Annotated in this window: 19 protein-coding genes and 1 tRNA gene; 13 read left to right on the forward strand and 7 right to left on the reverse strand. The window is 62.7% G+C overall.

Annotation, left to right across the window (positions count from 1 at the left end):
• Positions 1-13: 13 nt before the first annotated feature.
• The gene (locus tag HFC70_RS07995) at positions 14-877 is read right to left on the reverse strand and encodes a DMT family transporter (RefSeq protein WP_168472707.1); all 864 of its coding nucleotides are present in this window, start codon (positions 875-877) and stop codon (positions 14-16) included.
• Positions 878-985: 108 nt separating this feature from the next.
• Here HFC70_RS07995 and HFC70_RS08000 point away from each other — a divergent pair, with 108 nt between their 5' ends.
• Positions 986-2,413 (forward strand): PLP-dependent aminotransferase family protein, encoded by a 1,428-nt coding sequence (locus HFC70_RS08000; protein ID WP_168472708.1) that lies wholly within the window; start codon positions 986-988, stop codon positions 2,411-2,413.
• Positions 2,414-2,423: 10 nt separating this feature from the next.
• Here HFC70_RS08000 and HFC70_RS08005 read toward each other — a convergent pair whose 3' ends face one another.
• A complete protein-coding gene (locus HFC70_RS08005) occupies positions 2,424-4,325 on the reverse strand; it encodes a hypothetical protein (RefSeq protein ID WP_168472709.1) in 1,902 nt (633 codons plus the stop codon).
• Positions 4,326-4,567: 242 nt separating this feature from the next.
• Between HFC70_RS08005 and HFC70_RS08010 the strand changes: the two genes are divergently transcribed.
• From HFC70_RS08010 to HFC70_RS08020, 3 genes are read left to right on the forward strand one after another with little or no spacing between them, the layout of a single operon-like run.
• On the forward strand, positions 4,568-5,548 hold the full coding sequence (locus tag HFC70_RS08010) for an ABC transporter substrate-binding protein (RefSeq protein ID WP_168472710.1): 981 nt from the start codon (positions 4,568-4,570) through the stop codon (positions 5,546-5,548).
• A 12-nt stretch (positions 5,549-5,560) separates the two neighbouring features.
• Complete coding sequence (locus HFC70_RS08015; protein ID WP_168472711.1) at positions 5,561-7,255, forward strand: iron ABC transporter permease; 1,695 nt, start codon at positions 5,561-5,563, stop codon at positions 7,253-7,255.
• On the forward strand, positions 7,243-8,271 hold the full coding sequence (locus HFC70_RS08020) for an ABC transporter ATP-binding protein (protein ID WP_168472712.1): 1,029 nt from the start codon (positions 7,243-7,245) through the stop codon (positions 8,269-8,271). The genes HFC70_RS08015 and HFC70_RS08020 overlap by 13 nt, the downstream gene beginning before the upstream one ends.
• Before the next feature lie 17 nt (positions 8,272-8,288).
• Here HFC70_RS08020 and HFC70_RS08025 read toward each other — a convergent pair whose 3' ends face one another.
• Entirely contained in the window at positions 8,289-8,669 is a 381-nt protein-coding gene (locus HFC70_RS08025; RefSeq protein ID WP_246735684.1) for a DUF4189 domain-containing protein, read from the reverse strand.
• A gap of 156 nt (positions 8,670-8,825) precedes the next feature.
• Between HFC70_RS08025 and HFC70_RS08030 the strand changes: the two genes are divergently transcribed.
• From HFC70_RS08030 to HFC70_RS08045, 4 genes are all read left to right on the forward strand, one after another.
• Positions 8,826-9,935 (forward strand): endonuclease/exonuclease/phosphatase family protein, encoded by a 1,110-nt coding sequence (locus tag HFC70_RS08030; RefSeq protein WP_168472713.1) that lies wholly within the window; start codon positions 8,826-8,828, stop codon positions 9,933-9,935.
• Entirely contained in the window at positions 9,932-10,672 is a 741-nt protein-coding gene (locus HFC70_RS08035) for an NUDIX hydrolase (protein WP_168472714.1), read from the forward strand. The genes HFC70_RS08030 and HFC70_RS08035 overlap by 4 nt, the downstream gene beginning before the upstream one ends.
• Positions 10,673-10,743: 71 nt before the next feature.
• On the forward strand, positions 10,744-11,661 hold the full coding sequence (locus HFC70_RS08040) for a PhzF family phenazine biosynthesis protein (protein ID WP_168472715.1): 918 nt from the start codon (positions 10,744-10,746) through the stop codon (positions 11,659-11,661).
• A gap of 126 nt (positions 11,662-11,787) precedes the next feature.
• A tRNA-Lys gene (locus HFC70_RS08045) sits at positions 11,788-11,863 on the forward strand.
• Between the two features lie 176 nt (positions 11,864-12,039).
• Here the strand turns inward: HFC70_RS08045 and HFC70_RS08050 are convergent.
• The 3 genes from HFC70_RS08050 to HFC70_RS08060 are packed head-to-tail and all read right to left on the reverse strand — an operon-like array spanning position 12,040 to position 14,734.
• Positions 12,040-12,822 (reverse strand): heme ABC transporter ATP-binding protein, encoded by a 783-nt coding sequence (locus HFC70_RS08050; RefSeq protein ID WP_168472716.1) that lies wholly within the window; start codon positions 12,820-12,822, stop codon positions 12,040-12,042.
• A complete protein-coding gene (locus tag HFC70_RS08055; protein ID WP_168472886.1) occupies positions 12,822-13,901 on the reverse strand; it encodes an iron ABC transporter permease in 1,080 nt (359 codons plus the stop codon). Before HFC70_RS08055 ends, HFC70_RS08050 begins: the two co-directional genes overlap by 1 nt.
• A gap of 2 nt (positions 13,902-13,903) precedes the next feature.
• Complete coding sequence (locus HFC70_RS08060) at positions 13,904-14,734, reverse strand: hemin ABC transporter substrate-binding protein (protein ID WP_168472887.1); 831 nt, start codon at positions 14,732-14,734, stop codon at positions 13,904-13,906.
• Positions 14,735-15,094: 360 nt separating this feature from the next.
• On the opposite strand from HFC70_RS08060, the gene HFC70_RS08065 reads away from it, so the two are divergent.
• Both HFC70_RS08065 and hutX read left to right on the forward strand, forming a co-directional pair.
• Positions 15,095-15,436 (forward strand): antibiotic biosynthesis monooxygenase, encoded by a 342-nt coding sequence (locus HFC70_RS08065; RefSeq protein ID WP_168472717.1) that lies wholly within the window; start codon positions 15,095-15,097, stop codon positions 15,434-15,436.
• 29 nt (positions 15,437-15,465) lie between these two features.
• On the forward strand, positions 15,466-15,966 hold the full coding sequence (gene hutX, locus HFC70_RS08070) for a heme utilization cystosolic carrier protein HutX (RefSeq protein WP_246735696.1): 501 nt from the start codon (positions 15,466-15,468) through the stop codon (positions 15,964-15,966).
• A 32-nt stretch (positions 15,967-15,998) separates the two neighbouring features.
• Here hutX and HFC70_RS08075 read toward each other — a convergent pair whose 3' ends face one another.
• Positions 15,999-17,399 (reverse strand): M10 family metallopeptidase C-terminal domain-containing protein, encoded by a 1,401-nt coding sequence (locus tag HFC70_RS08075; protein WP_168472719.1) that lies wholly within the window; start codon positions 17,397-17,399, stop codon positions 15,999-16,001.
• Positions 17,400-17,637: 238 nt separating this feature from the next.
• Here HFC70_RS08075 and HFC70_RS08080 point away from each other — a divergent pair, with 238 nt between their 5' ends.
• The 3 genes from HFC70_RS08080 (at position 17,638) to HFC70_RS08090 (ending at position 21,774) form a co-directional block, all read left to right on the forward strand.
• Positions 17,638-20,190, forward strand: coding sequence for a mechanosensitive ion channel family protein (locus tag HFC70_RS08080; RefSeq protein ID WP_246735685.1), 2,553 nt, complete (start codon positions 17,638-17,640; stop codon positions 20,188-20,190).
• 127 nt (positions 20,191-20,317) lie between these two features.
• Entirely contained in the window at positions 20,318-20,581 is a 264-nt protein-coding gene (locus tag HFC70_RS08085; protein WP_168472889.1) for a hypothetical protein, read from the forward strand.
• Positions 20,582-20,949: 368 nt separating this feature from the next.
• Positions 20,950-21,774: a response regulator gene (locus HFC70_RS08090; protein WP_168472720.1), complete on the forward strand. Its 825-nt coding sequence runs from the start codon at positions 20,950-20,952 to the stop codon at positions 21,772-21,774.
• Positions 21,775-21,923 lie beyond the last annotated feature (149 nt).

A 21,923-nucleotide genomic window follows, 5' to 3' on the forward strand; every position in this document is an offset into this window, starting at 1 on the left:
CATTGGCTTTGCCTCACCGGGCAAAGCGTTTGGCGCCCGCAACGCATCCGACGACGCAAAGCGTGACGATCAGCAAGGACGGGCTGACCGGCTCGTGCAGCAGCGAGGCGGCCAGCGCCAGGCCGAAGAAGGGCTGCAGCAATTGCAGCTGCCCGACGGCGGCTATGCCGCCTTGCGCCAGGCCGCGATACCAGAAGATGAAGCCGATCAGCATGCTGAACAGCGAGACATAGGCAAGGCCCGCCCAGGCGGGGCTGCCGATGGCGGCAAACGACGGCGGCTGCGTGAAAAGGCTGAGGGCCAGCATCATCGGCAGCGACAGCACCAGCGCCCAGCAAATCACCTGCCAGCCGCCGAGCGCGCGGGACAGTTTGGCGCCTTCGGCATAGCCAAGCCCGCAGACCACGATGGCCGCCAGCATCAGCAGGTCGCCGACCGGCGAGGCGGCAAGGCCTTGCGACACGGCAAAGCCTGCGACCAGCGCGCTGCCGAGGCAGGAGAAGACCCAGAACACCGGCTTGGGGTTTTCGCCGCCGCGCAACACGCCGAACACCGCCGTCGCTAAGGGCAGCAGCCCGACGAACACGATGGAATGGGCCGAGGTGACATGTTGCAGCGCCAGCGCCGTCAGCAGGGGAAAGCCGACGACCACGCCGAGCGCCACGACAGCCAGCGAGACGAGATCGCGACCCGTGGGGCGCTTCTGGCGGAAAGCCATGAGCAGGCCGAGGGCCAGAAGGCCGGCGATCGCGGCACGGGCGCCGGTCAGGAAGACCGGATCGAAGTCCATCACCGCCACTCGCGTGGCCGGCAGGGAGCCGCTGAAGATCAGGACGCCCAGAAATCCATTGAGCCAGCCGTTTGTCACCTTGTTCATTGCAGTCTCCATTTCTCCGTCCATGGATATCGACCGGATGGTGGTGGCTATTCCAGAGACAGTGCAGTACAATTTCTCCAAACTGTAATGGCTCCTGGATGGGTACGGATGGATCAGAAGCTGCAGATCGACACGCAGAGTGACACGCGGATCGCCGTCGTAATGCAGGCCATCCGGCAGATGATCGGCGTGCGCAGCCTGACGCCGGGCGCCAAGCTGCCGTCGATCCGCGCCTTCGCCGCGACCATGCGGGTATCGAAATCGACCGTGGTCGAGGCTTATGAGCGGCTGGTGGCCGAAGGAGTTATCCGGTCGCGTCCGGGATCCGGTTATTTCGTCGTCGCGCCGCTGGCGCCGCTATCGCTCGTTGAAACGGGACCGAAGTTCGACCGCGCTGTCGATCCGCTGTGGATCTCGCGCCAATCGCTGGAGGCTGGCCAAAGCATGCCGAAGCCCGGTTGCGGCTGGCTGCCGGCCGCATGGATGCCGCAGGATGCCATTCGTCGCGGGCTGCGCACGCTGTCGCGCGGTGATGATGCCGTGTTGACCGATTACGGGACGCCGCTTGGCCTTCTCGCCCTGCGCCAGGTGCTGTCGCGCCGCATGGCCGGCCACGGCATCGAGGCCTCGCCCTCGCAGATTATCTTAACCGAATCCGGCACCCAGGCGATCGACCTGATCTGCCGCTTTCTGATCGAGCCCGGCGATACGGTGCTGGTCGACGATCCCTGCTATTTCAACTTCCATGCCCTGCTGCGGGCGCATCGGGCCAAGGTCGTCAGCGTGCCCTATACGCCGACGGGTCCGGATGTCGAGCTTTTTGCACAGGTGCTGGCCGAGCACCGGCCGCGGCTCTACATCACCAATTCGGGGCTGCACAATCCGACCGGCGCTGTTCTGTCGCCGGTGACGGCGCATCGCGTGCTGCGGCTGGCTGAGCAATTCGAGTTGACCATCGTCGAGGACGACATTTTTGCCGATTTCGAGGTGGCGCCGGCGCCGCGGCTGGCCGCCTTCGACGGATTGGAGCGGGTCATCCAGATCGGCAGTTTTTCCAAAACGCTGTCGGCCTCGGTACGTTGCGGCTATATCGCGGCGCGGCCGGACTGGGTCGAGGGACTGATCGACCTGAAGATCGCCACCAGTTTCGGCGGCGCCAGTCTGTCGGCCGGGCTGGTGCTGGCGCTGTTGACCGACGGCAGTTATCGCAAGCACATGGAGTCGCTACGGCAACGGCTGGCGCGGGCGATGGCGGATGCATCCAGTAGGCTGAAAGCGATCGACATCGAGCCGTGGATCGAGCCGCCGGCCGGCATGTTTTTATGGTGCAGATTGCCGGAGGGGGTCGATGCCGCCGACGTGGCGCGCCATGCGCTGACCGAGCGTATCGTGCTGGCGCCCGGCAATGTGTTCAGCCTGTCGCAGACCGCCGGCAGCTTCATGCGCTTCAACGTTGCACAATTGTCGGATGCCCGCGTGTTGGCGGTGACGGACGCCGCGATCCGGGCGGCCCGGCGCCCGACAGTCGCCCGCTGAGGAAGTGGGTCTAATCGGCAGCCAGAACGATGACCATGTCCCGGTCGGTATAGGTCAGCATCTCGGAGCGCAAGGGATTGACCGTGACGCCGCCGAGGTTGCGGGTGTCGGGATCGTCGTCGCGCTGGCGCCGATAGCCGATCGCCACTTCGCCGCGCCGCAGTGCCGCCAGGGCCACGGTGAAGAAATTCACCGGCCTGTCGATCGCCACATAGTCGGCCATCGGCCGCATGTAGATTTCCGAGCCTTCTTCGTTCAGCAATTCGTCGAAGATGGCCGCCATATATTCGTTTTCGGAGGCCTGGGCGAGCATCAGGCTGACCAGCTTGTTGCTGACGACGAAATCGTCGGCACGGGTCACTTCGGCAAGCTCGCGGTTGCGCACGTCGATCATTTCGCTGACGACGCTGATGTGCCGGCCAGCCCGCTCGGCGATCTTGCGCAGCTGCAGCAGGGTGATCAGGGTGCGCGTATCGGCCGACTGCGCCGGCATGTCGTCGCTGTAGCCGAGAACGAGAACATGGTCGAAACCAGGGATGTCGAGCGCTTCGAGCGCCAGGCGGCTGCTGGTATCGATCACCCGATGGGCGACGGTCATGGTGTCCTTGGCGATCCTCAGCGCTTCGATATCGGCCTGAAACTGCGGCGTGGAGGCGGCAATGGTCAGCGACGAGCCGGGCGCGACATAGCGGGCGAGTTCGGTAGCGATGATCGGCCCGCGGCGGTTCCAGCCGAGGATCAGCGTCCGTTCCGCCACCGGCTTCTGCTTGACGACCGGCAGGATGGCATCCTTGGCAAGGTGGATATCGCCGGTCCACGGCCGGATCGAGGCGTCGTCCTCGGCAATGATGATGGCACGTTCGCCGGCCTGGAAGACGCGGTTGGGTGCCGGGTTGAGCTGCACCTGGCCCTTGGCGTCGCAAAGGCCGATCAGGGTGGAATTCTCGTAGGTCATGACGGCGGCGGCGAAGGACTTGCCGACGAGATCCGGCTGTTCCAGCGTGTAGATTTCACATCCGTCGAAATCGAGCAGTTCCGAATAGACGGCGCTGAGGCCGGACTGGCGGCTGGTATGGACGACGATCCGCGAAATCAGATCGTCGGCCAGCACCATCTGCATTTCCCGGCCACCGACGATTCTCGCCACGTCGGCGTTCTGCGCGTCGCGGATCTCGGCGGCGATCATATAGGGCTGGGTGCGCCGGTTCGGATCGTTGACCAGCGCCAGGACCGACTTGATCACCTGGGAATCCGGATCCTCGCCGTCGGGCGACAGCACGATGATCGAGCGCGATGTCTGGGGATTGACGATGTTGAGGTCGTAAAGGTCGGTCGGGTCGCCGCTGCGGCAGATGATCTTGGTGTTCTTCAGATCCTCGACCTTGGTGGCGATCTCGTCTTCCATCTCGACCTTGTCGCGATTGGCCATGATGATGATGCGCGGGCGGCGGCGGCTCTGGTTGGCGATCACCAGTTCGGAAATGACATCGAAGATCGACGGCGACCAGTTGAGGATGATGGTGTGGTCGCTTTCGAGGATGCGCGAGCGGCCCTTGCGCAATTCGTCCAGCTTGTTTTCAAGGCCCGAGCTGATGACGCCGATCAAGGCCGAGAAGACGAAAATGCCGGCGATGGTCACGACGAGTGCGACGCCACGGAAGCCCCAGCCCTGGTCGCCGCCCATGGTGCCGGCGTCGAAGGTGCGCATCAGGGATTCCCAGGTGCCTTCGATGAAGGAGACCGGTTCGCCGCCTTCCGGCGCGATGCCGGTGACCGCCAGAAACGCGCCCGCCAGCATGATGACGATCAGCGAGATCAGCGCGAGCCAGCCGATCAGCGCGATGGCACCGCCCGCCATGCTCTTATCGAATTCATAGCGCAGACGCGCCCGCCAATCGCTGCCAGTTTTCATGTCGTTTGTTCCGGTCTTGTCAATCGATGCCCAAGCGCTTCGAATTGCAGGAAATCGCTTCGACATCAATCTCTTGGCCAAGATCGGTCGGCGCACAACCCCATAAAAGTCATGGGAAGGACATTTTTCTTCTGGTTGAAGTACAGGGCGGGCAGTGCCGGCGCCCGGGCTCGGTGTCACATGACTGTTAAAGCGGTGTGTTTATGCATCGGCTTAAGCTTTTGTCAAAAAGGATTACCCCGATGAAAACCCTGCTCTCGGCTTTTACCGCCGTCGTTAGCCTCGGCCTTCTGGCCGTCAACGCCGATGCGGCCAATCTGGTGCTCTATACGAGCCAACCGAACGAGGACGCCCAGGCGACCGTCGATGGCTTCATGGCCGCCAATCCCGACATCAAGGTCGACTGGGTGCGCGACGGCACGCCGAAAATCATGGCCAAGCTGATGGCTGAAATCGAAGCCGGCAATCCGGGCGCCGACCTGTTGCTGATCGCCGACACGGTAACGCTGGAGCGTATGAAGCAGGCCGGCCAGCTGCTGGCCTACAAGTCGCCGGAAGCCGCCAACTATGATGCCAGCCTCTATGACGCCGATGGCGCCTATTACTCGACCAAGCTGATCACCACCGGCATCATGTACAATACCGCGGCCGGCATGAAGCCGACCAGCTGGAAGGATCTGGCCAAGCCGGAAGCCAAGGGCCTGGTGGCCATGCCGAGCCCGCTGACCTCGGGTGCGGCTCTCATCCACGCCCAGACGCTGGCCGGCGTCGATGGCCTCGGCTGGGACTATTACAAGCAGTTGCAGGCCAATGGCGCGACGGCGGCCGGCGGCAACGGTGCCATCCTGAAATCGGTGGCGTCAGGCGAGAAGGCCTATGGCATGGTCGTCGACTACATGCCGATCCGCGAAAAGGCCAAGGGCGCGCCCGTCGAGTTCGTGTTCCCGGAAGAGGGCGTTTCGGCCGTGACCGAGCCGGTCGCCATTCTGTCGACCACCAAGAATGCCGATTCTGCCAAGAAGTTCGTTGATTACGTGCTCTCCGAAAAAGGCCAGGAAGGCTTCCTGAAACTCGGCTACATCCCGGCCCGCAATGGCATGCCGGTTCCGGAAGGTTTTCCGGCCCGCGACACGATCAAGCTTCTGCCGATCAACGCAGCCGAGGCCCTCAAGGCCTCCGACGCGGATCTGAAGACCTTCTCCGGCATTTTCGGCACGAACTGATCCTGACGGTTCATGCCCTTGCCCTTCACCAAAGCGAACAGCCAGCCCCGCTGGCTGTTCCCCTTTGTCGCCACCGTCGTCTTCGCCTTTTGCGTCGTGCCGCTGCTGCGCCTGTTTCAGGCCGGGCTTGCCTCGATCTGGCGGGGCAGTGCCTGGGCGCTGATCTCTGAGGGTAGCGTCTGGACGGCGGCGCTCAACACGCTGTCGACCTCTTTCTTCGGCATGGTCATTTCGGTGATCATCGGCGGCGTTTTCGCGCTGGCACTGACGCTTGCCGATATCCGTGGCAAATGGCTTTTGAGCTTCCTGTTCATGCTGCCGACCATGATCCCGCCGCAGGTGACGGCATTGGCCTGGGTCGGCATGACCGGGCCGTCGAGCCCGCTGCTCAAAACGATCGGTCTGGCGCCGCCGCTGGGCAGTCCGCAGCCGCTCTATTCGATCGCCGGCATCGCGCTGCTGCTCGGAGTGCAGCATGCGCCGCTGGTGTTCCTGGCCCTGCGCGCCGGGCTGCTGGCCCTGCCGCGCGACGGCATCGAGGCGGCAAAGCTTGCCGGCGCTTCGCCGGGCCGAGTGCTGTTCGACATCATCCTGCCGCTGTCCTTGCCGGGGCTGATTGCCGGGGCGGCCATCGCCTTCGTATCTGGCGTCGGCAATTTCGGCATTCCGGCCATTCTCGGCATTCCCGCCTCGATCTTCACTTTGCCGACGCTGATCTACAGCCGCTTTGCCAGCTTCGGGAGCTCGACATTCGGTGATATCGCCATGCTGTCCGGCATGATCGCGGTGATTGCGGTCGCCGGCATCGCCGTCCAGGAACGGGCGCTGAGGGGCCGGGACTACCGGGTGATCGGACTTTCCGGCAGTGCTGCGACGTTTCGGCTCGGTTTCATCCGACCGGTGGTGGAGGCTTTGCTGTGGCTGGTGCTGGTGGCGATTCTCGTCCTGCCGCTGCTGGCACTGATCGCCGGATCGCTGGTGCCGGCCTATGGCGTCGTGCTGTCTTTCAAGAGCATCTCGTTCCATGCCTATGAAGAGATCCTGTTTCGCCAGAGCGTAACGCGGACGGCGTTTTCGAACTCGCTGTTTCTGGCCACCGTGACGTCGCTCGGCCTGTTGGTGATGTCCGTGCTGACGGCCTATGCGCTGACCCGCGGGCCTAGCCGCTTTACGACCATCGTCTCGGCGATGATCGAAATTCCGTACGCGCTGCCGGGCATCGTGATTTCCGTCGCCTTCATCCTGGTGTTCGCAGCTCCGATCCCGTTGCTTGGCGTGACGATCTACGGGACGATCTGGATCATCCTGGCAGCCTATGTCTCGAGCTTCTTTGCCGTCGGGCTGAAGCCTGTCATCAGCGCCTTTCGCCAGCTCGATCCGGCGCTGGAGGAGGCGGCACGGCTGTCGGGGGCTGGGCTCTATCGCCGGCTGGTCGATATCATCGTGCCGCTGATTGCGCCGGCTGCCGGTGCCTCGGTCGTTCTGGTCTTCCTGATCGCCTGCAACGAGCTGACCGTCTCGGCGCTGCTGTGGTCGGCCGGCACCCAGACGCTCGGCGTGGCGATCTACAATCTCGACGACAGCGGATCCTACGATCTGGCCGCCGCCCTGTCGGTGCTGGTGGTCGGCATGGTGACGGTCCTGATGCTGCTCTTGGAACTGATGGCAGCGACGCTGCCGAAAGGAGTCGTGCCTTGGCGCAACTGATATTGCACAAGCTGTGCAAGGACTATGGCACCGGAAAACCTGCTGTCAGCGACGTCTCGCTGACCGTGCGCGAAGGCGGTTTCCTGGCGCTGCTCGGGCCGTCCGGCTGCGGCAAGACCACCGTGCTGCGCATGGTCGCCGGCTTCGAGGCGCCGACAGACGGTTCCATCCTGCTCGGTGAGCGGCTTCTGGCGGATGCCACCGGCGTGGTGCCGCCGGAAAAGCGCAATATGGCGATGGTGTTCCAGTCCTATGCGCTCTGGCCGCATATGAGCGTTGCCGACAATGTCGGTTATCCCTTGAAGGTGCGTGGCATTTCGGGTGAGCGCTATCGGACAAGCGTTCGCGAGGCGCTGGCGACAGTGCGGCTGGAGCCGTATGCGGCGCGTCGTCCGGCGGATCTTTCAGGCGGTCAGCGGCAGCGTGTGGCTTTGGCACGCTGCCTGGTGACAGCGCCCGATGTGGTGCTGCTCGACGAGCCGCTCGCCAACCTCGACCGGCACCTGCGCCAGGAAATGGAGGAGACCTTTCGCGAGTTCCATATCCGGTCCGGCGCGACGATGATCTTTGTGACCCATGACCAGAGCGAGGCCATGGCGCTGGCAACCGATGTCGCCGTGATGTCGGAAGGGCGGCTGCTGCAGGTCGCGCCGCCAGCCGAAATCTATGCGCGGCCGGAGGGCCGAGCCGTCGGCGCGCTGGTCGGGAAGGGGGCCATTCTGCGACTCCCGATGGCCGATACATCCCGCCGCGACCTCGACTGGCCGGCGCTTTCTGCAGCACTGTCGCAGCCGGACGAGCGGCTGCCCAAGGTCGATGTTCTTGTGCGGCCGCAGGATGTCGAGATCGGTGCCGAAGGCGTTGCGGCAACGGTCGAGAGCGCCATTTTCGAGGGCGAGCGCTATGCCGTACGGCTGGCACTGTCCGACGGTCAGATGCTGCGCGCCTTCAGCCGAATTTCCATTCGGCAGGATGCGCCGGTCATGGTCGCGATCAGGGCCGGCTGGCGGCTATGACCGGGAATGGATGCGGGTCAGCGCGCGCCGGAACACTGCCAGCGGATCGTGCGGCAGCCGCGCGTGTTGCGGCTGCAGACCTTCATCGCCTCATATTCGGCGCGCGCCCGGTCGTCGCCCCAGCCCGAGCCCCAGCCGTTCGGGCCGGCAGCAAGGGCGCCGCAGGCATTCTTGAACCAGATGGCCACGCGGCAGTCGTCTGCGTATTGCGCGCAACCGTCGAGGGCCGTGCGTTCGGCGGCGCGTCGCGCGGTGTGCGAGTGCGACCAGCCGGTCGATCCGGTGGCGGGCGAATAGGCGAGCGCGCCAAAGCTGTCGGCGGAGGCGTGGACGGGCAGAAGCGTGGCCGTCAGGATGGCGAGGCAGGTCATGATCTTGGTGGTCGGCAGGCGCATCATCGAATTCTCCCCCTGGAATTACGAGGGGCATGATAGCGTCGGGATAAGGCGCTCCATAGCGGAATTTCGCCATGAGCCTGGCTTTAATTGGGTCTTGCCTTTGCGATTCCAGCCGGGGTCGTTAGGCTGCGGACCGCATCAACCGAAAGCACGTTCATGTCCCTGCGACTTGCCACCTTCAATGTCGAAAACCTGATGACCCGCTTCGATTTCACCGGCTTTCGCAACCAGTTGCGCCAGGACCGGGTGATGAAGCTGTTCGAGATCAGGGACGAACGGGCCTACGAGGCGTTGGAGGCGGCACGCGTGGTGGCATCCACCGACGATACCCGCCAGCTCTCGGCGCTGGCGATCGCCGATGCGGATGCCGACATTCTCTGCCTGCAGGAGATCGACAATATGGAGGCTTTGGCAGCCTTCGAATATGGCTATCTGTTCCGCATGGTCGGCAATGGCTATCGGCAGAAATACCTGGTCGAAGGCAATGACAGCCGCGGCATCGATGTCGGCGTGATGATGCGCGAGGAGACGCGCGACGGCCAGAAGATCGAACTGGTCGACATCAAGAGCCATGCGGCACTGACCTATCGCGATCTGAAGCCTTTCGTTCCGGGCCTTGTCAGCCCGAACACCGACGACGACAAGATCTTCAAGCGGGACTGCCTGGAACTCGACCTGCGGATCGGCGGGCAGCCGCTGACGCTCTATGTCGTGCATTTCAAATCGATGAGCGGCAATCGCGACGGCCTGGACGGGCGGACATCGACCATGCCGATCCGGGAGGCCGAAGCCAAGGCCGTGCGTCACATCATCGAGAACCGTTTCGGCCGTGATCGCACGGCAAAGATGAATTTTGCGATCTGCGGCGACATGAACGACTATCAGGAGCGCGTCGACGTGATCGGCAGCCGCAGGCTCGGCTACCGGTTCGAGCATTGCGCCGACCTGCCAAGCGCGCTTGACGTGTTCAGCCAGGATGGCTTTGCCGAAAATCCCATGCTGCGGCGTGATCCGCTGGACCGCTGGACGCTTTACCACGCGCGCGGGCCGGAGGAGCAGCATCTGTGCCAACTCGACTACATCTGGCTGTCGCCGGAATTGGCCCGCATGAACGCGACGCGCGCGCCAGACATCATCCGCGGCGGCCAGCCGTTCAGAACCGTCTTTCCACCCGGACAGGAGGTCGAGCGCTTTCCGCGCATCGGTTGGGATCGGCCCAAGGCCTCCGACCACTGCCCCATTGTCATGACCCTGGACCTGATATGACCCTGCACGCCATCGACGACCATCTGCACTGGCCGCCGGAAGAAACGGTTTTTCCGGTGTCGAAGATCCGGCTGCGGATCTCTATCGACGACTATCCCTTCACGCCCGCCGAGCAGGCTGAAGCCGCGGACAACTGGCACCGCGAGACCGCGGCCAATCCGGCGCTCTACAATGGCAAGATGCTGTTTCAGCATCGTCTGACGATGGGCGGCGACACGATTGCCGGGCAGGGGCATGTCGTGCCCTATTCGGCCTTTCTATGGTGGCGGCGGCAGCAGGTGCCGTCGTCCGGCTACCATCTGTTCGGCCTGCCCGTGCCGGTTTCCAGCGATGGCGCTGTCATCGCCGTGCGCATGTCGAACCACACCGCCAATCCGGGGCAGGTCTATTGCCCGGCCGGCTCGCTCGATCCGAGCGATATCGTCGACGGTTTCGCCGATATCGCCGGCAACATGGCGCGCGAGGTGAGTGAGGAAACCGGCCTTGCCCTTGGCGAGGCGGACGCCGATCCTCAGTTCTATGCAAGCCATCTGCGCCGCCGGGTCACCGTGTTTCGGCTCTACCGCTTTGCCTTGACGGCCGACGAGATGCTGGAGCGCATCGCGGCGCATATGGCGGTGGACGAGGAACAGGAGATTTCCGGGGCCGTTGCCATCCGCTCCGCCGATCCGCAGGCCCATCCCTACAATCGTGCCATGCTGCCGATGCTCGACTGGTATTTCAACAGCTTGAATTAGTGGCTTGCTTGCATGCCAATCGATGCTCGGGCAGTCTGCGGCATAAGATTGCAGGATAGAGGGAGAATCGATTGGCCCGCCAATATAGCGTCTATGACGTCTTCACCGACAGGAAGCTTGCCGGCAATCCGCTGGCCGTGATCTTCGACGGTGAAGGCCTGAGCGATGATGCCATGCAGGCCATTGCACGGGAACTCAATCTCTCCGAAACGGTGTTCGTGCAGGCGGCAGCCAATCCGACCCATGCCGCCAAGCTGCGCATCTTCACGCCAGGGCGCGAACTGCCGTTTGCCGGGCATCCGACCGTCGGCACGGCGATTGCGCTGGCAGAGCGCTCCTATGACGGCAGCAATGGCGGTCTGGACCTGGTCTCGGTGCTGGAGGAGAATGTCGGGCCAGTGCGCTGCGCGGTGCGCATCCGCGACGGCGAGGCGAGCTTTGCCGAATTCGACCTGCCGCGGACCTCGCAACAGGTCCGGCTGCCGCTCGACAAGCAGGGGCTGGCCGATGCTATCAGCGTCAAGGTGAGCGATATCGGCTTTGAAAACCATGTGCCGTCGGTCTGGAGCGCCGGCGTGCCGTTCCTGATGCTGCCACTGCACAATCTTGCCGCCGTCGAGGCAATCGAATTCGATCCGCAGCTTTGGGAGCGCACCGCGCCGTTCTACGACGGCGCACTGGCCTCGGCCTATGTCTATTGTCGCGGCGGCGTGCATCATGCCGCGAAGTTCCATGCGCGCATGTTCGGCGCCGGCATGGGCATTTCAGAGGACCCGGCAACGGGATCGGCGGTTGCGGCGCTATCGGGTGCCATCCACCATTTCGATGGGCTGCCGGACGGCCATCATCCGCTGCTGATCGAGCAGGGCGTGGAGATGGGACGGCCTTCCTTCATTCATCTGCATATCGACGCAAAGGACGGCGAGATTTCCCGGGCCCGGATCGGCGGCCAGGCAGTGCGGATTGCCACCGGAATGCTCGAGCTTTGAAATCAAAGGGTTTTCCGGCGTTTGTGGAAATTATTTGACAGAGAAACGAAGAATTTTCGCTTGCCCGCTGGACAAGCCCGCCGATCCTGTTTATACGCCCGGTCACGCCACCAGAACGGCGCGGATGGGTGATTAGCTCAGTTGGTAGAGCAGCTGACTCTTAATCAGCGGGTCGTAGGTTCGAACCCTACATCACCCACCAAATTACAAATTTCCGCTGAAAATTCAAATGCAGAAAAATAGCCGCCAGAGGCGGTGTCCCTGTTTGTTCCGGTCCGGATAGACTGATGTTCATCGGATGTTCCGGATTTTTTTCTCAGACTGTCAAAATTTGCCTGTGGATAACTGTGGATAACCTCTGAGCCGGCTAATTGCCGGTCAGCGGTGGCGGGATTGCGGCAGCACGTAGGGTATCCGGTCGGCAGGCGGTCGGCCGACGGCGCCGGATATGCCGTAGACATCGGCGATCACCGCGTCGTGGATCGTGTCGGCCGGCGGCCCTTCGGCAAAGATCCGTCCATGATGCATGACGACGAGATGATCGGCGAATTCGGCGGCGAGATTGAGGTCGTGCAGGATGGCCAGCACGGCGCCGCCGTCTCTGACAAAATCCCGGGCGATCTCCAGCACCGCAATCTGGTGGCCGATATCAAGGCTCGACGTCGGTTCATCGAGGAACAGGGCCTTGGCGCCGTGGTCGTCCGTGGCGGTCGGCACCTGCGCCAGCACCCTTGCAAACTGGACCCGCTGCTGCTCGCCGCCCGACAGCGCCCGATAGTGCCGGCCTTCGAAGCCGGCAAGTCCAACTCTCGCCAGCGCCTGACGGGCCGACCGGCCAGGGTCGGGGCTGCCATGGGCGATGGCCCCCATGCGCACGACTTCCAGCGCCGTGAAGGGGAAGGACAGGACCGTGCTTTGGGGCAGCACGGCGCGCCGTGCGGCAAGCGCGGCCGCCGTCATGCGGGCCACGGGACGATCCTCATAAAGAACCGTGCCATGGTCGGCCCTGATCTCTCCCGACAGCACCTTCAGCAGCGTCGACTTGCCGGCACCGTTGGGGCCGATGATCACGGTGAAGGTGTTTGGCCGAAGCGTCAGGGTGATGGTGTCGATCAGCCGGCGGCCGGAGCGGATGAGGGTGACATTGTCGGCTGTTATCATCAGAGACCCTCCATGGCGGATCGGCCGTTCTTGCCGAGCAGCAGCACGAGAAAGACCGGGGCGCCGAGCATGGCGGTGATGATGCCGATCGGCAGTTCGGCAGGTGCCACCACGGTGCGGGCCATGCTGTCGGCCAGTAACAGCAGGCTGGCACCGCCAAGCGCCGAGGCCGGCAGCAGGAAGCGGTGGGACGGGCCGATCAGCAGGCGCAACAGATGCGGCACGACGATGCCGACAAAGGAGATCGATCCGGCGACCGCCACCGTCGCGCCGCAGGCAGCCGCCACGGCCAGGATGACGATGCGCTTCAAGCGTTGCACCGGCACGCCCATATGGTAGGCCGCCGCATCGCCGAGCACCAGCGCGTCGAGGCTGCGGGCGACGAAGGGGATGGTGGCCAGCACCGCCAGGATGAAGGGCAGGATCGAGCCCGCCTTGGCATAGGTGGCGCCGCCGAGCGAGCCGAGGCTCCAGAAGGTGATATCGCGCAGCGCCCGGTCATCAGCCATGAAAATCAGCAGGCCGGTGCCGGCCGCGCACATGGCGCCGATGGCGATGCCGGACAGGATCAGCACGGTGGTCGAGGTCTGGCCATTGCGGGTGGCGATCGCATAGAGAAGAACCGTATTGGTCAGGCCACCGAAAAACGCCATCAGCGGCAGGAACTGATTGCCGAGCAGCATCTGCAACGGCGCCAGCACCGTCGTGCCCAGCACGATGGAGCAGACGGCGGCAAGGGCCGCGCCAGAGGTGACGCCGACGATGCCGGGGTCGGCGAGCGGGTTGCGGAACAGGCCCTGCATCATGGCGCCGGATACGCCAAGGCCGGCGCCGACCAGCAGCGCCAGCGCCGTGCGCGGCAGGCGCACCGCTTCGAGGATGACCAGATCTTGGGTGGCGAGCCCGCCGACGCCCATGAGATGGCGCCACAGGTCGCCAAGGCCGACGCCGGTCGGTCCGCTGGCCAGGGAGACGAGGCTGGCTAGTCCCAGGAGGGCGACCAGGGCGAGATTGACGGCAAGGCCGAAACCGCTGCGGTCTCCGCTCAAGCCGGCACTGGAGCGCAGCAGTGGCGGCAGGGTCACGGCTTGATGGTCTCGGGATAGAGTTTGGCAGCCAAGTCTCGCGCGGCTTCTGCCGTCCGGGGGCCGAGCCCGAGCAGGTAAAGGCCCTCCATGGCGATGAAGGCGCCACTCTGTCCGGCGGGGCTCGATTTCAATGCCGGAACGGCAAAGGCTTCTTCTGCGGTGATATGTCTGGCGGGGTGATCCATGACCAGCACGACATCGGGGGCCGCGGCAATCAGCGCCTCGTCGCTCATCGGCTTGTAGCCATGGGCATCGCCTGCCGCATTGACGCCGCCGGCTAGGGCGATCATCGCATCGGCGGCGGTTGCCGAACCGGCGGCCATGACGCGGCCATTGGCAAAGGACAGGACGAACAGGACACGCTTCTTCGGTACTGCGAGTGCATCGATATCGCTTTTCAGGGCCGCAAGCCGTGTCTCCACGGAGCGCGCCAGCGTCGCGGCCTCTTGCGACTTGCCGACGGCTGCGCCAACGGCTTCGATCTTCGGGGCGATGCCTTCGGCGTTCGGCGGCGCAGGAATGCTGACAACAGGCGTGCCGCTCGCTTCAAGGATCGCCATGGCTTCCACCGGGCCGGCGCCGGATTCCGCCAGGATCAGGTCGGGCTTCTGGGCAAGGATGCCTTCGGCGGACAGTTGCCGCATATAGCCGACATTCGGCTTCGCCGTGACAGCTTCAGGATAGGTGCTGGTTGTGTCGATGGCGACGATCCGGTCGCCGGCGCCCAGGGCATAGAGGATTTCCGTGACCGTCCCACCGATCGACACGATGCGCCGTGCATCGGGATAGGCGGTCTCCGCCAAAGTGGGACCGGCTGCCAACATGGAGGCGCCGGCAAGGGTTGCGATGCCAAGCGACAATGCGCCGAACAATCTTCTCAAGTGCATATGATCATTGTCCTATCTGCCGATCATGCCATCACGGTCTCTAAAGGGTGAGGGCATCCGGAGCCGAAAATGCGAAGGGAATGGCGCTGTATTTCAGCGACATTTAACTTGACTATAATGCACAAGTTTAAATAAGAAGGCAACACCGCAACGGATGCGGAACAGTGCTGCCGGCAACCCCGAATGAGGGATTTTCGGCTCATGGGCTTTGTCCGTTGCCCGTTTCAGGACTACCATCGGTGACCGCTACGGCTGCGATGGTCCGCCTTGCACCAGAACCGAAAGGAATTTCGATCCATGTATATCGCTATGAACCGTTTTCGCGTCGTCCCGGGTTTCGAAGACGCGTTCGAGGCCCAGTGGCTGGGTCGGCAGGGGCGTCTGTCGGAAGTGCCGGGCTATATCGAATTCCAGATGCTCAAGGGACCGAAGGCCGAGGATCATACCCTCTATGCATCGCACACGGTCTGGGACAGCTATGACTCCTTCGTTGCCTGGACGAAATCCGAGCAATTCCGTGCTGCCCATGCGCGCACCGGCGAGAGCAAGGTGCAGTATCTGTCCGGCCCGCATTTCGAAGGCTTTGAGGTGATCATCAGCGAAGACAGCGCCGGCAATCGCCGTTCGCAGGCGGCTTGATCGGCGCCATGGACACTGATGTGACTGACATGAATAGCCGGATCGAGCGGGCGAGGGCGGCCCTGGCCGAGAAGCCTGATGGCGTGGTCGAGGCCATTGCCACCGCGGCCGATGTGACGCCGGCCGAAGTTCTGGCGCTGCTTCCCGATGGGGCGGCGAAGATCGTGCCGGCCGATCTGTTTGCCGAGATCTGGCAGGAGTTCGGCAGCTGGGGCGAGGTGCTGATGATCGTCCACACGCAGGACATCGTGCTGGAAGTGGTCGGCGCGCTGCCGGCCGGCAGTGAAGGCCATGGCTGGTTCAACATCCATGGCGATAGCCCGATCGGCGGCCATATCCGCAAGGATCGCTGTGCCTCGATCGCCTTCATCGATCGCGCCTTCCACGGTCGGCGGTCGTGCTCGATCTGGTTCATGAATGCAGACGGGCATGCGATGTTCAAGCTGTTCGTGCGCCGTGACGAGCAGAAGGAACTGCTCGCCGACCAGCTGACAAAGTTCGAGGCGCTCAGCGCCCGCCTGGCAGCGTAGTCAAGCGACGGTGAGGTCCGGCTTGCCGGGCTTCACAGCAGAAAATCCGACGCCGTCAGGTCGTGATGGCCGATCAGGACGATTTTCAGATCGGCGGAGGCGTCGCCATTGACGTCGCCTTCGATGATCGTGCGGGCGCTGCTGCCGGTTCCGGTCTGCGACCATTTGAGCTCGCCGGCATGGTGGGCAAAGGCAGACCCTTCGCTCGCCAGAAAGGTGAAGGCATGGCCCGCAGCCACGCCGTTACCGTCGATATGCGACAGGTCGATGCGGTCCTGGCCGCTCACGAAGCCGGAGATTACGTCAGCCTGGCTCGGCCGGCTGTCGGACAGGGCGTTGAAATCGAAGGTATCGCGGCCGGCGCCGCCGAAAAGCTGGTCGGCCCCTGCGCCACCCTGCAGCCAGTCATTGCCGTTTCCGCCATAGAGCCTGTCATTGCCGGCATTGCCGATCAGCGCATCGTTTCCGTTTCCGCCCTCCAACCGGTTGGCGGCGGCGCTGCCCACCAAAAGATCGGAATCATTGGCCGCACTGTCGTGGCTTGTGCCATCGCCCTTCAGGGTGGTGAGCGAACCGCCGGCGACCTGTAGTTCCTCCAAAGCGAGGCCGGAGCCGATCTTGTAGGCGAGTTTCAGCCGAGCGATGGCCGGCGATAGTTCATCGAGGATCGCTTCGATGCCGGTTTCTCCCTTGATCCTTGCGGCGTCGGTCGGCGACCAGAGCGTTTCATAGGACAGGATCTTGTCGCGATGGACGGCATACATCGCGCCGGCCTCAAGGGCCTGCTTGGTGTTGGAATTGCCGTCGGTGTCGAACAGTTGGAAGCGCTCAGCCTCGACATAGCGGCGATTGGCGATGCCGGCGATCTTGCTGCCATTGGAATTGTAGCGGATCTCGTACCAGGCTTCGGCCCGGTCGCCTTCAAGGATTGCCGCCTTCAGGTTGGGTCCAAGCAGGGAAGGGCTGTTGTAAGCCAGCGAAAACAGCACGGCCCGTTCGGTCGAGTTCGGAATGCCGGAAAGCCAGCGGTCCACATAGCTGTCATAGGTCGGGGCGATGGCGGTGAGCGCCGCGCTGATCTGGCCGGAATTGGCAAAGACGAAGGAGACCGGAACCGCGCTGTCGCGGCTGTCGTGCCAGGTCTTCATCACGGCATCCAGCCGCTTTTGCAGCAATGCGGTCTGGCCGCTTGCATAGTCGGCATCGACCACGGCCTGCAGGCGATCCAGCAGCGTGGCACTGGCGTGGCTTTTTCCGACCATCGCAGTCAGCACGGAAGAGAGATTGTATTTGAGATTGAAGCCGATGCCGATGGTCGCGTCGCCAACGACGTCGAGATACGGCTTGTAGGTGGCGCCTTCGAGCAGAACCAGGAGGTCGGAACGGGTGGCGCGGTAGGCGGCGGCGCTGCCAATCGTGTTCCAGTTCAGCACGGAGGATCTCCCAAGAATGCCTGTCCGCCTATCCTAAGGGCTGATCCGAAAGATTCGGTAAGAAAAGACGGTAAATGGAGTTTGCCGATCCCTTTGGTGCGACCGCCGATCGTGTCGGCGTGCAGGGCGACGAGGCTGTCGGATGTTGCTCCCATTCTTTTCTTCGCCATGCAATCGCCCTATGGTTCGGCCAAATGTCGGCGGCCGCTTCGATCATGGCTGAGCTAAGGAACAGATTTTGCAACGGTTAAAGCATATTCTCTCGATTTGCCGGTTGACGGCACTGCTGGTCTTGCTTGCGATTTCGGCAATGCCGCTGGGGTTACCGCGCGCGGCTGTGGCGCAGGATCCGGTTCTGACCACGCCAAGCGATCCGGTTGGCGACGCGCAGACCCGCGTCGAGGCCGCCCAGAAGCAGCTCGATTCGCTGCGCGCTGCCGTCGAGGCCGATCCTACAGACGACGCGAGGCTGGTCGATACCAAGGCGAAGTCCGATACGCTAGCCCGCGAGATGCTGCAGGTCACGGTCGACCTCCGGCCACGCTTCGAGGAAATCAAGACGCGGCTGGAGCAGCTTGGCGAAGCGCCGAAGGACGGGCAGCCCGCCGAAGCGCCTGAAGTGTCCGACGAGCGCAGCAAGCTGGTGGCCGACCGCCTGGAGATCAATACGCTGACCGGCAAGGCGGAAGATGTGTCGATCGGCGCGACGCAGCTCTCCAATGCCATCACCAAGATCCGCCGCGACCTGTTCGCAGACCAGATCCTTGCCCATACCGATCTGTCCGGGGAGGTGTTTTCCGAGGCCTGGACCTCGTTTGGGGTCGAGATCCAGACTTTCAACCGCACGGTCGGCAGTTGGCTGAGTTTTGTCTGGAAGTTCAAGCGCCTACAGTTGGGCACCGCCATCATGTTGTCGCTGGCCATGGCGCTGATCCTGCTGATGGCCGAATACCGTCTGTTCGGATCGCTGATCAAGCGCGATCCGGCTGCCCAGAACCCGGCCTATATGAGCCGGTTCTCGGTGGCCTTCTGGTCGACGATCATTCCGACCCTGGCGATCACTGCCTTCCTGGTCGGATCGTATTTCTTCCTCGAAACCTTCAATGTGCTCCGTCCGGACATTGCGTCGATCATCTCCGGAGCATTCGCGTTGATCGGCCTGATGTTTTTCGTGTCGAAGCTGACCCGCGCGGTGCTGGCGCCGAGTGAATCGAGCTGGCGGTTGGTGCGGGTGTCCGACCGCGGCGCCCGCGACCTGGAATATGCGATCTTGGCCATGGCGCTGATCAACGGTGCCGATTACGTGCTCGGTTCGATCAGCGAGACTTTGGGCTCGCCGGTGGTGCTGACCGTTATCAAGAGCCTGGTGTCCTCCGTGGTGGTGGGGCTGATCATCTTCATCATGTCCTTTATGAAGCCGGTGATCTCCAAGCATGACGAGCCTTCCGTTGACGGAAGACCATGGCCGCGCTGGGTGGCCGTGACCATGCGCCTGACCGGGGCCTGCCTCATCCTGGCTAGTCTCACCGGCTATGTCGGCCTTTCCCGCTTCCTGGCCACCCAGTTGATCCTGACCGGCGCGGTGATTGCCACCATGTATATCGGCATTCGCTCGGGCCGGGCCGTGTCGGCGCCAAACCAGTTCGGCGAGACCCTGGTCGGCCGCTATCTGCAGAAGCGCTTTGCTCTGTCGCCCGTGGCGCTCGATCAATCCGGCATTGCGGCAGGCCTGCTGATCTATGTTTTTGTGCTGGTGATCGGCATTCCGCTGATCCTGATGTCCTGGGGATTCCAGCCGCGCGATCTGCAGCTGTGGTTCTTCAATCTCTTCACAGAGATCAACCTGGGCAATATCCGCATCTCGATCGTCGGCATTCTGGGCGGTGTCCTGCTGTTCGCGCTCGGCCTGGTCGCCACCCGCTGGTTCCAGAAATGGCTCGATGGCAATGTCATGGCCCGCTCCCATGTCGATACCGGCGTGCGCAATTCCGTGCGCACCGGTATCGGCTATCTCGGCACGGGGCTGGCCGGCCTGATCGGCATTTCGGCTGCCGGCATCGATCTTTCCAGCCTGGCGCTGGTGGCCGGCGCCCTGTCTCTCGGCATCGGTTTCGGCCTGCAGAATATCGTGTCGAATTTCGTGTCGGGGCTGATCCTGCTGGCCGAACGCCCTTTCAAGGTCGGCGACTGGGTGGCCACCGGCACGACGGAGGGCTTTGTCCGGAAAATCTCGGTGCGCGCCACCGAGATCGAGACATTCCAGCGGCAGACGATCATCGTGCCGAATTCGGAGCTGATCAATGCCTCGGTCGGCAACTGGACCCATCGCAACACGTTGGCGCGCGTCGATATCCTGGTGGGTGTCAGCTACGACAGCGATCCACGTCGGGTCATCCAGATCCTCACCGAGATTGCCGGCGAGCAGCCCGGCGCCATGCGCAATCCCGAACCGTTCGTGGTCTTCCTGGCCTTTGGCCAGTCCTCGCTCGATTTCCAGCTGAGTTTCTTCGTCGCCGACGTGCTCAACAGTCTGGCGGTCAAGAACGAGACGCGGATCCGGATTGTCGAGCGCTTCCGCGAAGAAGGAATCGAAATTCCGTTCCCGCATCAAGATTTGCGTATCCTGATGCGATCGGGTGATCTCGACACCAAGCGCAAGGGTCGCGGCGACGAGGATGATGCATCCACACTTTCCAAGCGGCCCGAAGCCGGGTCTGCGTCGAAGCCACAGCCGCCGGTGGAGCAAGGGGATTTGCAAGACGAGCCCTCTGATGACACACTCGAAAGATGAACCGGACATTCAGCCTGGGTTCAGTTCCAAGGCGGTAGACCAAAGCCATGCTCTTCTCCGTGGTGCCGTCTGTCGCCATGGCTCGGGGGCGGCAATCAGAGGACGGCGCAGCGGCGCTGTGATCGACATGGCAAGACTTGTTTTGGCACTGCTTGTTTCGGCGGCAGCGGCATCCGGCGCCCTGGCGGCGTCAATCACGAATGCCGGCGAGGGGACAGTCACGCTGACCGTCGTGGAAAAAGGCACGAAGGTGAACGTTGCCATCGACGCCGGCGCCACTGAAACCATGTGCCCCGCCGGTTGTTTCGTTACCCTGCCGAATGGCGACCGTATCGGCCTGGTCGGCAACGAAACCGTGGAAATCAAGAATGGGGCCGCTTTGATCAAGTAGAGCCGGGCCGACGACATGCAACGCGTTGCGACCGGCACCAATTTGCCCGGTCTCCGGACCTGCAGTGCCGGACGGCGCGTCGCCTTGGCGCTACATCGTCGCGGTGCAACTGTCGGGGCAAAGTGCGGGCCGATCCGGCATCCCGAAATCAATGATCTCTTCTGGCTGGGTGGGTCACTGATCCTCTTACCCATTGGCACCCCGGCGCTTTGTATTTGCCGATGATCAAGACTACTGCAGAAAAACATGCTCTTCTCTTCAATTATAGGGACAAATTGTCGCCTTATGCCTCATTTCCGGCGGATTAACGGTTCTGCAAGCCGTTGGGAGTATTGTCTTGATCAGTTCTCTCACGACAAAGGCACGCCATGACTTTCTTAGGTGTTTCCGGAATGCAGTATTCCGGAGAGTCATTTCCCGACGTACGAATAATTGTCGCGGAGGATTCCAATGTTTTTACATCGATGATTGGGACCCGACTGAAGGAGCTTTTCAACATCAATGCGGAGATTTGCAGAACCTTCGAGGATCTGCAGGCGGCGAACGAGCTCTCGGACGAGCCGGTTACTTTGGCCATTTCGAACATCAACCTGCCGGGCGCCGAAAACGGCGAGGCGCTTGAATATCTTGTCGACCTGAATATTCCGACCATCGTTTTTACCGGCACTTTTCAGGAAAAGACACGTGAGAAACTGCTGGCCAAGGACATCGTTGACTATATTCTCAAGGACAACATTTTCGCGGTCGAGATGTTGGCGGAATCGATCTGCCGCTTTCTGACCAACCATCGCCACCATGTGCTGATCGTCGACGACAGCCCGACGGCGCGCGCCTTGCTATCCAGCCGCCTGAAGCGCTACAATTTCCGGGTCAGCACCGCCGAGAACGGCATGAAGGCTCTGGAGATTCTGAAAGCCAACGCGGATATCGGCCTTGTCGTCACCGACTACAACATGCCCGACATCGACGGTTTCGAACTGACCCGCCGCATCCGTTCCGTGCGTGGGTCTCATGAACTGAGGATCATCGGCGTTTCGTCATCGACCGACCGGCTTCTGTCGGCCCGGTTCCTGAAGGTGGGCGGGAACGATTTCATGCTGCGTCCGTTTATCGACGAGGAGTTCTATTGCCGCGTCAACCAGAACCTGGACACACTGGTTCAGATCAAGGCGGGCCAGCAAAGGCGGGCCTGAGGCCACAGGGCTCACATCTTCTGCTTCTCCTTCCTGGTTAGGGGGGAGACGATCCTGCTCGTATAGTGTTTTTGTATTCGACGATGTGTTCGTGCGCCGCAGTTGAGCGGCACCTTTTTCGGGAACGCCCGGCTGGCGCATCGCCAAGG

The organism is Agrobacterium sp. a22-2, from assembly GCF_012276985.1.
GTDB lineage: Bacteria > Pseudomonadota > Alphaproteobacteria > Rhizobiales > Rhizobiaceae > Allorhizobium.

Coding starts and splice junctions, on each gene's coding strand:
- HFC70_RS07995 (WP_168472707.1), bottom strand. CDS start 877: ATGAACAAGGTGACAAACGGCTGGCTCAATGGATTTCTGGGCGTCCTG.
- HFC70_RS08000 (WP_168472708.1), top strand. CDS start 986: ATGGATCAGAAGCTGCAGATCGACACGCAGAGTGACACGCGGATCGCC.
- HFC70_RS08005 (WP_168472709.1), bottom strand. CDS start 4,325: ATGAAAACTGGCAGCGATTGGCGGGCGCGTCTGCGCTATGAATTCGAT.
- HFC70_RS08010 (WP_168472710.1), top strand. CDS start 4,568: ATGAAAACCCTGCTCTCGGCTTTTACCGCCGTCGTTAGCCTCGGCCTT.
- HFC70_RS08015 (WP_168472711.1), top strand. CDS start 5,561: ATGCCCTTGCCCTTCACCAAAGCGAACAGCCAGCCCCGCTGGCTGTTC.
- HFC70_RS08025 (WP_246735684.1), bottom strand. CDS start 8,669: ATGATGCGCCTGCCGACCACCAAGATCATGACCTGCCTCGCCATCCTG.
- HFC70_RS08030 (WP_168472713.1), top strand. CDS start 8,826: ATGTCCCTGCGACTTGCCACCTTCAATGTCGAAAACCTGATGACCCGC.
- HFC70_RS08035 (WP_168472714.1), top strand. CDS start 9,932: ATGACCCTGCACGCCATCGACGACCATCTGCACTGGCCGCCGGAAGAA.
- HFC70_RS08050 (WP_168472716.1), bottom strand. CDS start 12,822: ATGATAACAGCCGACAATGTCACCCTCATCCGCTCCGGCCGCCGGCTG.
- HFC70_RS08060 (WP_168472887.1), bottom strand. CDS start 14,734: ATGTTGGCAGCCGGTCCCACTTTGGCGGAGACCGCCTATCCCGATGCA.
- HFC70_RS08065 (WP_168472717.1), top strand. CDS start 15,095: ATGTATATCGCTATGAACCGTTTTCGCGTCGTCCCGGGTTTCGAAGAC.
- hutX (WP_246735696.1), top strand. CDS start 15,466: ATGAATAGCCGGATCGAGCGGGCGAGGGCGGCCCTGGCCGAGAAGCCT.
- HFC70_RS08085 (WP_168472889.1), top strand. CDS start 20,318: ATGGCAAGACTTGTTTTGGCACTGCTTGTTTCGGCGGCAGCGGCATCC.
- HFC70_RS08090 (WP_168472720.1), top strand. CDS start 20,950: ATGACTTTCTTAGGTGTTTCCGGAATGCAGTATTCCGGAGAGTCATTT.